The sequence below is a fragment of the Spirillospora sp. NPDC046719 genome (genome assembly GCF_040645715.1).
GTDB lineage: Bacteria > Actinomycetota > Actinomycetes > Streptosporangiales > Streptosporangiaceae > Spirillospora.
Window position 1 is genome coordinate 18,436 of record NZ_JBEYYT010000078.1, and the last position, 11,035, is coordinate 29,470.

At 70.0% G+C, this 11,035-nt stretch carries 8 protein-coding genes and 2 pseudogenes; 8 read left to right on the forward strand and 2 right to left on the reverse strand.

The window, feature by feature from the left end:
• The first annotated feature begins 182 nt into the window (after positions 1-182).
• Positions 183-1,414: pseudogene (locus ABZ914_RS16260) on the forward strand (IS256 family transposase).
• Between the two features lie 33 nt (positions 1,415-1,447).
• Positions 1,448-3,823 (forward strand): DUF4241 domain-containing protein, encoded by a 2,376-nt coding sequence (locus tag ABZ914_RS16265; protein ID WP_500193692.1) that lies wholly within the window; start codon positions 1,448-1,450, stop codon positions 3,821-3,823.
• Between the two features lie 442 nt (positions 3,824-4,265).
• On the opposite strand, the pseudogene ABZ914_RS16270 reads toward ABZ914_RS16265, so the two are convergent.
• Positions 4,266-4,364: pseudogene (locus tag ABZ914_RS16270) on the reverse strand (IS481 family transposase); the annotation flags it as partial.
• A 1,038-nt stretch (positions 4,365-5,402) separates the two neighbouring features.
• Here ABZ914_RS16270 and ABZ914_RS16275 point away from each other — a divergent pair.
• From ABZ914_RS16275 to ABZ914_RS16290, 4 genes are all read left to right on the forward strand, one after another.
• The gene (locus tag ABZ914_RS16275; protein ID WP_500193700.1) at positions 5,403-5,693 is read left to right on the forward strand and encodes a pyridoxamine 5'-phosphate oxidase family protein; all 291 of its coding nucleotides are present in this window, start codon (positions 5,403-5,405) and stop codon (positions 5,691-5,693) included.
• Positions 5,694-5,756: 63 nt separating this feature from the next.
• Complete coding sequence (locus ABZ914_RS16280) at positions 5,757-5,912, forward strand: hypothetical protein (protein ID WP_500193693.1); 156 nt, start codon at positions 5,757-5,759, stop codon at positions 5,910-5,912.
• Between the two features lie 127 nt (positions 5,913-6,039).
• Positions 6,040-6,984: an NAD-dependent epimerase/dehydratase family protein gene (locus ABZ914_RS16285; RefSeq protein ID WP_500193694.1), complete on the forward strand. Its 945-nt coding sequence runs from the start codon at positions 6,040-6,042 to the stop codon at positions 6,982-6,984.
• Between the two features lie 5 nt (positions 6,985-6,989).
• Complete coding sequence (locus ABZ914_RS16290) at positions 6,990-7,916, forward strand: RNA polymerase sigma-70 factor (protein WP_500193695.1); 927 nt, start codon at positions 6,990-6,992, stop codon at positions 7,914-7,916.
• Positions 7,917-8,047: 131 nt separating this feature from the next.
• Here the strand turns inward: ABZ914_RS16290 and ABZ914_RS16295 are convergent, their stop codons facing one another.
• The gene (locus ABZ914_RS16295) at positions 8,048-8,209 is read right to left on the reverse strand and encodes a hypothetical protein (RefSeq protein ID WP_500193696.1); all 162 of its coding nucleotides are present in this window, start codon (positions 8,207-8,209) and stop codon (positions 8,048-8,050) included.
• A 212-nt stretch (positions 8,210-8,421) separates the two neighbouring features.
• On the opposite strand from ABZ914_RS16295, the gene ABZ914_RS16300 reads away from it, so the two are divergent.
• Positions 8,422-9,273, forward strand: a complete 852-nt coding sequence (locus tag ABZ914_RS16300; RefSeq protein ID WP_500193697.1) for an SDR family NAD(P)-dependent oxidoreductase — start codon at positions 8,422-8,424, stop codon at positions 9,271-9,273.
• A gap of 381 nt (positions 9,274-9,654) precedes the next feature.
• Positions 9,655-10,461 (forward strand): cysteine hydrolase family protein, encoded by an 807-nt coding sequence (locus ABZ914_RS16305; RefSeq protein ID WP_500193698.1) that lies wholly within the window; start codon positions 9,655-9,657, stop codon positions 10,459-10,461.
• The last annotated feature ends 574 nt before the right edge of the window (positions 10,462-11,035 follow it).

The window sequence follows — 11,035 nt, forward strand, 5'->3', positions numbered from 1 at the left end:
GGCATGCCATGCGATACCAAACAGCAAACGACCTACTAACCATGTTGATGGGAGTGTCCAATGAACGGCGGATCCGATGATCAAGGAGACGCCAGGTGACCGACACCGTCGTTGCGGGCGAGTCCGGGGAGCAGCCAGTTCAGGGGCCGTCGAGCGTGGCCTCGGACGAGCAGTCGATCTCGATGCTGGTGGAGCGTGCTCGGACCCAAGGGCTGCAGCCGACCGGGAAGGCGGGCTGCTGCAGCGGCTAACCAAGCGGGTGCTGGAGTCGGCCCTGGAGGGCGAGATCACCGACCACGTCGGCTATGACAAGCACGACGCGGCGGGCCGGGGCAGCGGCAACAGCCGCGACGGATCGCGGGCCAAGACCGTGCTGACCGACGTGGGCCCGGTGGAGGTCAAGGTGCCCGTGATACCGCCGGCACCTTCGAGCCGCAGATCGTCCGCAAGCGTCAGCGCCGTCTGACCGGCGTGGATGAGATGGTGCTGTCGCTGAGCGCGAAGGGACTCACGGGGAGATCTCCGCGCACCTGGCCGAGGTCTACGGGGCGCAGGTGTCCAAACAGACGATCTCGACCATCACCGGCAAGGTCATGGACGGCATGGCCGAATGGCAGAACCGGCCGCTGGACCGTGTATACCCCGCGCTGTTCGTGGACGCCATCAACGTCAAGATCCGGGACGGGCAGGTCGCCAACCGCCCGGTCTACGTCGTGATGGCGGTGACAGTGGACGGTCACTGCGACATCCCGGGGATCTGGGCGGGCGACGGCGGGGAGGGCGCCAAGTACCGGTTGCACGTGTTCACCGAGTTGAAGAACCGCGGCCTGGACGACGTCCTCACGCTGGTCTGTGACGGGCTGAAGGGCCTGCCCGATGCGGTCGAGACCGTCTGGCCCCGCACCGTGGTCCAGACATGCATCGTGCACTTGCTGCGCAACTCCTTCCGCTACGCGGCGCGGCAGGACTGGGACAAGATCGCCCAGGCGCTCAAGCCCGTCTACACGGCCCCGAACGACGATGCGGCCCTGGAGCGGTTCATGGAGTTCACCGAGGCGTGGGGCACCAAGTACCGGGCGATCGTGAAGCTGGGGGAAGACGCCTGGAGCGAGTTCGTCCCGTTCCTGTCCTTCGATGTCGAGATCCGCAAGGTGATCTGCTCCACCAACGCCATCGAGTCGGTCAACGCGCGGATACGCAAAGCCGTCCGCGCCGCGGGCACTTCCCCAACGAGGCCGCCGCCATGAAGTGCATCTACATGGCGCTGATGTCGTTGGACCCGACCGGCAAGGGCCGCAAGCGGTGGACCATGCGCTGGAAGGCACCCTTGAACGCCTTCCAGATCGCCTTCGAGGGCCGCCTCACCCCAGCCACCCACCGACCCGCTGACAACCAAGATCAGCCGTTGAGTTGACACACCCACTCCTGACGATCATGAACCGCAACCGTGACCCCTCACTCGGCTACCTGGTGGCTGGGGACATGTTCGGGAGCGGGGGCCGGTCCGAAATGTCGGCCGGGGGGCGTTAACGTCTGCCGCTACAGGAGGTGTGAGCCCGTGTTCTTCGACAGCCTTGATGTGTCGTACGGCGAGATGTGGGGTTCCTGGAAGGGGGCGGCCCATCCGGAACCGATGTCGCGTGCGGTCGCGGCGCGCAGGCATGCCGCCGGGCGGGGCTACGCGGTGCTGCTGGCCGCTGGGGACCGGCCGCTGGCGCTGATCGAGTTCTGGCCGGACCGCATGTGGCGCGTATACCAGTTCGACGACGCGGCCCAGTGCACGCAGATGATCGACTTCAAGCGCCACCGCGTGGGGGTCCTGCGGGTCTTCCAGAACGTCCGCTGGCGGTTCTCCAGCGAGGCGCGGCATTCGTCCCGCAAGTGGGACGTCCAGGAGACCGCGACCGTGTCGGCCGACGGGCGGGTCGAGATCAGGTCTGAGTCCGCTGGGGCCGGGGACGCCGAGGTGCGCCGGATCTCGGCTCCCGTCGAGGGCTTCCTCTGCCCCGAACCGGAGTTCGGCGACTGGCAGGTTTTCGTCCGCTTCCTCACCGAGCAGGACCACGAGCCCGCCGCGTCGGTGGTCCTGAACGAGCCGGCGGCGGGCGGGGGGCGGGGGCCGCTGCGTGCGACCGGCATCGAGCGGTTGTTCACTTCGGGCCCGTGCGACACCCCGGACGGTCCGGTCGCCATCGAGGTCATCGACGCCGGGTCGTTGCGGGTCCCGTCCGGGCGGCTGGCCGTCTCGGATCCCGGCTGGATCACCGAACCGTTGCGGACCGTCGCCGTGCCGCCGGGCGAGTTCCCGGTCACGGTGTCGCTGATGCGCACGGCGGGTGGGACGCGTGTCGCCGCGGCCCGGGTGACCCTTCTGGCCGCCCCGCCCCGCCAGTGGGAGATGGCCCTGAAGCCCGGTGAGGATCCGGGACTGCTCGGCGAGGGCCAGTTCTACGGGGTCGGTGTGGACGCCGGAACGGCGGCGTTCCTCGACGCGGCCCGGACGGTGAGCGAGGAAGAGTTCGACGGCCTGATCGAACGCCTCGACGGCGACGGCTCCTTCACGACGGAACTGGACGCTCCAGAGCCCGAGCCGAACCTCATCGCCTTCAGAGCCGGTCAGGGCGACGGCTCCTACCCCGTCTGGATCGGCCGCACAGACGACGGCCGGGTGGGCCGCGTCGTCATCGACTTCCAACTCTTCCCCGCCGACCACCGGCCCGCCCCGAAGGCTCCGGGCCGGCCCAGGGTCCTCGGGAGGATCAAGGCCGAGCGTGCCGAGGCGGCTCCCGCCGCGGTCGAAGATGCGACCCCCGCCGGACGCAAGCGCGCCCACCTCGAAAAGCTCCGCGAGGCCGAGCGGCTGGAGTGGGGAGGCCGGTTGCCGACCGCCACCTTGCGGGCGGTGCCGCAAGCGCTGTCCCTGGCGCGTTATGACGCCGACCTCGTGCACGAGATGGACGCGGCAGGCCCCGGTGTCCAGCGCGGGATCGCCGAGTTCGCGGCTCGCCGCGCCGCGACCGAGGCCGGTCTCGCCGATCTCGCGTGGGTCGCCCCGGCGCTGGCCGCACTCGCGCAGGGACGGGCACTGCCCTTCCCCTTCGACGACCGGGCCGACGCGGTGCGGGCCCTGCTCGCCGACCCGGACGCCCCGGACCGGACGGTTGGCGAGGCGGTGCCGCCGCCGCGGCACGAGCCGACGCGGTCTCCGGTCGAGGGAAGGGAGACCGAAGCCGTCACCGTGTTCACCCGGGCGGAGCGCTCGGAGCCGGCGCGGATATCGCAGCCTCACATGGCGCTACCCGCCGTCTTGCGCGCAGGCGATCCGCACGCGCTCACGGGGGCCGTGGAAGCGGTGTCGGCCGGCGTGGCCACGTTCGGCGAGGACTATCCGGCGTTCTTGCAGGAGGTCCGGGACCTCTGCGCCGCGCTGCGCGACAGCGGCCTTCACCTTGCGGACCCTTACGCCGTCCCGGCGCCCGCCGAAGACCCCGACGAGTCCGCCACCTTGGCCGCGCCCATCGTTGTGGAGGCCGTCGGCGGTCTCCTGGACACCGACGTCATCGAGGGGATCACCGTGCGGGTCCCAGCGGATCCGGGCATGGCGGTGGACCATGTCGTGCAGGTGAAGTTGACCATAGGCAACACCGGATTCGTGGACTGGCGACCCGTTGCGGCTCCCGGGGAGGCGATGGATTTCACCTTCGACATCGAACATGGCTACACAGCCGCCTACTATGGCGAGGCGAAGGTCTCCTACGAGCAGTTCCTCGACGAGGACACCGTCATCGCCACATCAAAGACCCTCGGACTGCGCGTCCGTTGAGGGGTGAGGGCGGCGGGCCGGGCCACGCACCGCCGGCAGGCGTTGATCCGGACGACACCGAGCCGCGGGAGTTTTACCTCCTTGAGCTGTCCACCGCTCCCGACTGGAAGACCGGCGGCCGGCCGAACTGGGGATTCATCGATCCGGTTCCCAGTCCTGCCCCGCCTGCGGCGCCGGGATGAATCCGCTGCTGATCATCGCCACCGGCGAGCTGAACGGCCTCGGCAATGGCTGATCCCCTACCAGGACCAAGAGGACTTCAGGCACTGGGATCACGCCTACCCCTACAGCTGGAATCTGGCAGGCGTCCAGATCGCCAGCGGACACGCCCAGCAGCTCTAGGCCTTCGGGGAGGCTGAGTGCAGCGCTTAGCGGTAAGTCCTGGTGCTGTCCGAGTTACATGACCTTGCCCTTGCCCTTCACGGCGGGACGCGCAGCTCGCCATCGCGGCCGCGACGTGCGCGACCGGGCGGCCCGAACCGACTCGCTCGACCAGCAGACGGCGCCCGTGAGCGGTCAGCCGGGCGTTACGGTGGACCACGAAGACCTCCGTGCGGTGCAGATTCGACACCTCCACCACACCGGAGGTCTTCCTCTTGCTCAACCACCCTCAGTCGTCAACAACGTTCGTGGTCACTACATCTAGCGCGTTCCCCGGTTGCCCATGCGGACCGGGTTGAGAGGGTGGCTGCCCCGCGCACGTCCGGATGCCGGCTGCTGGCTGTGACCATGCGCCGTGTGCAGCCCAAAGAACCCTTGACAAACGAGAAGAGGGAACGTCCCGTACTACGAGAGGTTCGGGTTCCGGGTGACGCGGGAGCTCGCCATGCCGGGCCGCGGCTGCCCGCCGGTGTGGCTGATGTGGTGGGATCCGAACGGCGGCTGACCACTCGACCAGCGCCATCCCCGCGGGCGCGGGCCGACCAGCGCGGGAAGATCGTCGCGCTCTCTGGCCTCGAACCATCTCCTAACCAAATCACTGACCCGCACGAACCAGGCCACGCATGCGCGTTTTTCCGTTTGACCGGTCAAATGAGGCACCGTGCACAACGAAAACCAGGCGAAGAGTGCACGCAGCGAACCATGGTGAAAGGCACGCCACGGAGGGGCGCTCTAACTCAACGAGTCGACTTCGACGACTTCGAGCACCGAGAAAACGAGCGTGGCCGCCCACTGGACTTGGCACGCGGGTTCGAATCCTGCCGGGCACACCACCCCCACCTGCATAAACGCACGCTTACAGCTCAAGATCCACGCCCGAAATGCCCGCGTGTCAGCTCGATGCTCGCTCGGATGTCGCCGCCGTGTCGCCAGCACCAGCCAGCTGGGCGGCCAGCCCACATCATCACCTTCTTCAGGCAGCGTCCATTTGAGCATGCCCCGCTTCCCGACGCGACGATGCGTACGCGCGAATCCACCCTGGAGATCGGGGGCGGCCCACTGAAGTCCAAGGGCTGATGCGGTGTCAGCCCTCGCCCACCTTGCGGGCCGCAACCGTCTTTCAGGGTCGTCCGTATGATGATCGGCGCTGAGGCTCCGCAAGGAGACCGACCGTCTGACCGAGGATGCCTGGGCGCTGATCGGCTTTTCCTCGCTGGTGTTCATCTGCAGCGCGGACGCCGAGGGCCGGGCGAATGTGTCGTCGCGCGGCGGCCCGGCCGGGTTCGTCTCGGTACTGGACGAGCGGACCTTGGCGATCCCCGACTCGACCGGCAACAAGCGGCTCGACACCATGCACAACGTGCTGCAGACCGTACGTGTCGGGCTGCTCCTCCTCATCCCAGGCCGCCCGACCACTCTGCGCATCAATGGCCGAGCCTGTGTCTCGGCGCGCCCGGAGCTGCTCGCCCAACTCACGCCGATCGGCTAACCGCCGGTCACGGCGATCGTGGTGGTTGTCGAGCAGGTCTATCCGCACTGCCCGGAGTAGCTGATGCGCGCCGATGCCTGGCGACCTGAGCGGCGGGTGCCTACCGACGCCCAGCCGACCAGCGCCGAGGTGACTCTGGCGCGGCCGGGCCTGCCGGGCCTGACCATGGAGCAGATCGAGGAGGCAGAGCGCGAGTCACTGCGCCTGCGCTACGGGTGAAGTCAGGCTGCATCGAGGTGCACCGGGTGTGTACTGCCCAGGTCGGCGCAGGTGTGATCTGGGTTACTGCCGTTCATGTGTCGCGGGGACGTTCCGTCTTTGTTGGTGAGCGACGAACGGAGACGTCATGAAAGTCCTCATCGCCGGGGCGTCCGGCGCGATCGGCAAGCACCTCGTCAGCCGGCTCGTGGAGGGCGGGCACGAGGTCGTCGGCACGACCCGCTCGGCGGCCAAGACCGGCATGCTGCACGCGTTGGGCGCCAAGCCGGTCGTCCTCGACGCACTCGACCCCGACGCGGTGGCCGACGTGGTGGCCAAGGCCGAGCCCGAGGTGATCGTCCATCAGCTCACCGCGCTGGGCGGAGAGACGAGCATGCGGAATGTGAAACAAATGGCGGCCGCCACCAACCGGCTGCGCACCGAGGGCACCGACCACCTGCTGTCCGCGGCGCGTGCGGTCGGCGTCCGGACGTTCGTGGCGCAGAGCAACGCCATGTGGATGGAACGCACCGGCGGGCCGGTCGCCGACGAGAGCGGCCGGATCGAGCCGCATCCGCCCGCGGACGCCGCGCCGGCGGTGGCGGCACTGCGTCATTTGGAGGACGCGGTGACCGGCATCACCTGGGGCGATGGAATCGTGCTTCGCTACGGTGCCTTCTATGGGCCCGGGACCGGTCTCAGTGCCGCGTCGGACGCGGTCATGACCCGGCAGATCCGCAAGCGGCGGTTCCCGATCGTCGGTGGCGGCGGCGGGGTGTGGTCGCTGGTGCACATCGCCGACGCCGCCTCGGCCACGGTCGCGGCCATCGAGCGCGGCAGGCCCGGGATCTACCATGTCGCCGACGGCGACCCGGTACCGCTGCGCGAATGGCTGCCCTACCTTGCCCGGACGCTCGGCGCGAAACCACCGTGGCGCGTGCCGGCCTGGCTGGTCCGGCCGCTGGCCGGTAGGGGGGCGGTGGACATGATGACGCGGGCCCGCGGGATCTCCACCGAGAAGACCAAGCGCGAGCTCGGCTGGGAGCCGCGGTACCCGAGCTGGCGCACCGGTTTCACCGACGGATTGAGCTGACCGACATGTCCACCACGCAGTTGTACGGCGAACTGCGGCCGCGGGCCTTCGCCATCGCCTACCAGATGCTCGGCAGCGTCAGCGAAGCCGAGGACGTGGTACAGGAGGCATTCCTGCGGCTGCACCAGAGCCAGCGGGGAGGCGAAGCGATCGCCTCCCCGCGGGCCTACATCGCCACCTTGGTCACCCGTCTGGCCATCGACCAGCTGCGCTCGGCACGGGCGCGGCGGGAGGCGTATGTAGGCGAGTGGCTACCGGAACCACTGGCCGGTGATCCGTCACCGGGCGAGCATGCCGAGACCGCCGACTCGCTGTCGCTGGCCGTCCTGGTGCTGCTGGAGACCCTGACGCCGCAGCAGCGGGCGGCGTTCCTGCTGCGCGAGGTGTTCCAGTACCCGTATCGGGAGGTCGCCGAGATCATCGGCACGGACGTGGACACCACGCGGCACCTGGTCGCGCGGGCCCGCAAACACCTCCAGCAGCGCCGACCGCGCTACCACGCCACCCGACGGCAGCAGCAGCAACTGGCCGGGCGCTTCTTCGCCGCCGTCCAGGAGGGCGACCTGCCGGCGCTCGAGGAGTTGCTGGCCCGGGATGTGGCGATGCACGGGGACGGCGGCGGCAGAGTGCCCGCGCTCGGGCGGCCGCTCAACGGACGGCAGCCGGTCGCGCGCGTCCTGGCGGCGATGGCACCCCTGCTCGCCCGGGCTGGGGGTGTGCGCTTCCATCTCACGAACGTCAACGGCCAGCCGGGCGCCCTGGTGTTCGACAACCGTGACCTGCTGGTCGCGGTCATCGGGCTGGACATCGGCGACGGCCACATCCAGACGATCCACTCCGTCGTCAACCCCGACAAGCTGCAGCACTTCGACAGGGTCGGCAACCTCGGCGACCTGGTCCACCCCGACTCCGTCCCCGCCGAGGACGGCTGAACCACCCGGCACGACCCGGACATCCGCAACCGCCGCAGTCCTGCTGATGACCGGCGCCGTGGTCGTTCACAGCCGTCGCAGCGAGTTCCGATTCGCGGCAGTGAACCTGATCTATCTCGCACTGGCGGCGTTCATCGCCGCCGCGGAAACAGCTTGACGGTCCGAATCTCGTAGCGGGCCGGATCACGCGGGTCCATGTGGACGACCAGCAGGCGCCGGCTCCAGGTGAGCCGCAGGATCACCACCCGCTCCGGCGACACCGGGCCGCGGGCCACGATTCGTTCGACGTCCATGAAACGGATCCGGCGGCGGGAGTGACCCGCGGCGACGGCGGCGTCGATGGCCGCCCGGCCTGTTACAGGGATCGAGGCGTCGGTGTCTGGTGTTCAAACGGCAACGCCCAGAAGAACGGAAGGTCATCGCCCACCTCTCAGCGGATGAGAAGAGCTCGCCTCGGTGCTGATCACCGGCGGCAACATCACCGGATAGAAGGAAGAAGGCCCTCATGAGCAAGGTCTGGTTCGTCACTGGTTCGTCCCGCGGCCTCGGCCGCAATTTCGTCGAGGCCGCCCTGTCCCGCGGCGACAAGGTCGCGGCGACCGCCCGGAACACCGGCGGCCTTGCCGATCTGGTCGCCGCCCATGGCGAGGCGGTGCTTCCGCTCCAGATGGACGTGACCGACAAGGCGGCCGTCTTCGAGGGCATGAGGCGGGCCAAGGAGCACTTCGGCCGTCTCGACGTCATCGTGAACAACGCCGGCTACGCCCAGATCGGCGCGGTCGAAGAGCTGACCGAGCGGGAACTGCGCGACCAACTGGAGACCAACCTGTTCGGCGCGGTATGGGTGGTCCAGGCCGCGCTGCCGTATCTGCGCGAGCAGCGCGCGGGGCACATCATCCAGTTGTCCTCGGCGGCCGGGGTCATCGCCATGCCGCTCGGCGGCGCCTACCACGCCTCCAAGTGGGCCCTGGAGGGGCTGAACGAAGCACTCGCCGGCGAGGTCGCCGAGTTCGGGGTCAAGGTGACCATCGTCGAGCCCGGCGGCTTCGCCACCAGGGACGGCAAGAACCCCGACCCGCTCGCCAACGGCCACATGTCGCGGACCGACCCGGCCTACGACGGTCTCCGCCAACGCCTCGGCGCGGCCGCCGGGAAGCAGCCCGCCGGCGACCCCGCCGCCGCGGCCCAGGCACTGGTCAAGCTCGTCGACTCCGACGACCCGCCGCTGCGAGTGCTCTTCGGTCTGGGCTTCTACCCGATGCTCCAGCAGGCCTACGCCGACCGGCTCAAGACATGGTCCGACTGGCTGGACCTGTCGGCAGAGGCCCAAGGCGAGCCCGCTCAAGCAACTCGCTGACCCTCCGGCCAGAGCCTTCCGAGCCCTCGAGCCCGAGTGACCTGCCGTCTCGCGCCGACCGGACCGTGGCGGGCGACAGCGGACCCATTGGGCCGAAACACGGGCCCCGGCTCGGCCGGGGCCCGTGGAGGTCAGCTGCGCCAGACGCGGCGGCGGCGGCTGGTGAGGGGCTTGGTCGAGGCCCCGTGTTCGGCCCTCGGGGCGGATGAGGCCCGGTGCCGACCTTGCACGCGCGGAAGCGGACAGGCAGCCGGCGCGCGCCGACGCCTCCGTCACCGAGTTGGAGGCCGAGCGCGGCGGCCGCGAAGCCGTCGAGGTCGAGCTACGGCGCGCGCTGGACGACGCGCGCGCCGGCCGACGCGAGCACTGCGCCGCGATGAGGTGGCGCGAGGGGTCCAGGCCCGCAGGGCCATCAGCCTGACCGGTGCCGCCGCGGTGTCCGGGATCGCGCTCATCAATTGCGTCAGCAACCTCAGCGGGGTCATCGGTCCCTACCTCACCGGGAGCATCGAGGACGCGACCGGCAGCTTCACCTACGCGCTGCCGGCCATCGCGATCATGATGGTGGTCGGGATGGCCGTCCTGCTGATCACGGGAGGGCGGATGGAACGACTTCTACGGGAGCCTGTCATGACCACAGCACTGATCATCGGGGACGTCCAGCGGGGCATCACGAGCGGCTACCCGTTCGCCCGGCAGGTCGTGCCGCCGCTCACGGAGCTGCTCCCGCGCGCTCGCGCGGCCGGTGCGCTCGTCGCGTTCGTGCACTTCGCCTTCCGGCCCAATGGGGCCGACCTCCCGCCGGGCAATGCGATGTTCAGGTCGTTCTACGAGGCCGGGGACGCCTTCCTGGAGGGATCGGCCGGAGCGGAGATCGATCTGCCGGTCGCCGAAGAGGACGTCGTCGTGCTCAAGCGCCGCGCCAGCGCGTTCGCCGGCACGGACCTCGACCTCGTGCTCCGCGCCGGCGGCGTCGACACGGTCGCGGTCGCGGGAGTCGCGACCAGCGCGATGGTCGCCGCGACGTGCTACGACGCGGCCGACCGCGGCTACCGGGTGACCGTCCTGCGCGACGGCTGCGCCGATGGCGACGCGGCGATGCACGACTTCTTCATGGACGCCGTGTTCCCCAGCCGGGGGTTCGAGGTCGTCACCTGCGCCGGCTGGCCAGAGGGACGGGAAGAGTGAGCGGCACGTTCCTGGAACGGCTGCGCAGGGAGCTCGACGAGCGCCGGACGGCGGCCGACCGTATCCCGACACTCGGGCGCACCTTCGGTTAAGCCGCTGTCATGGCCGGAAACGGCCAGCTCCGCGAGGGCGGCCGCGGCGTGCGTGGCGGGTCGGTGACGGTCCGCCGTTTCGCCGCGCTCCTGATGCCCGTCGCCCCAGCGCCTATGAGACGGAGATCACCGCCAAACGCGCTTGACCCCATGCGGCCACGCCGGGGGCGTTTTCCGGCCGGACCGGCGGGCACGGCCGCGCCGCCCCGGCCCGCGCGGCCTACCGTCGAAGGGTACGCCGCCCCACGATTGGTGAAGCGCCCATGACGCCGTCCCGCCCGCCGTCCCGCACGCGCCGCCGCGCCGCTCCCGTCCGGTCCGGGTTCCAGGCCGGGACGGCGCGGCCATGAGCCTGCGCGCCGTGGGCACCGACGCCCCGGCGACCTCGGCGGCCGGGCCGTCCGGGCTCGCCCGGACGACCGCCGTCCCGGTGTCCGGCGGCGCCGCGCTCGCCCTGCACCGGCCCGCCTCGTCCCGCGTGC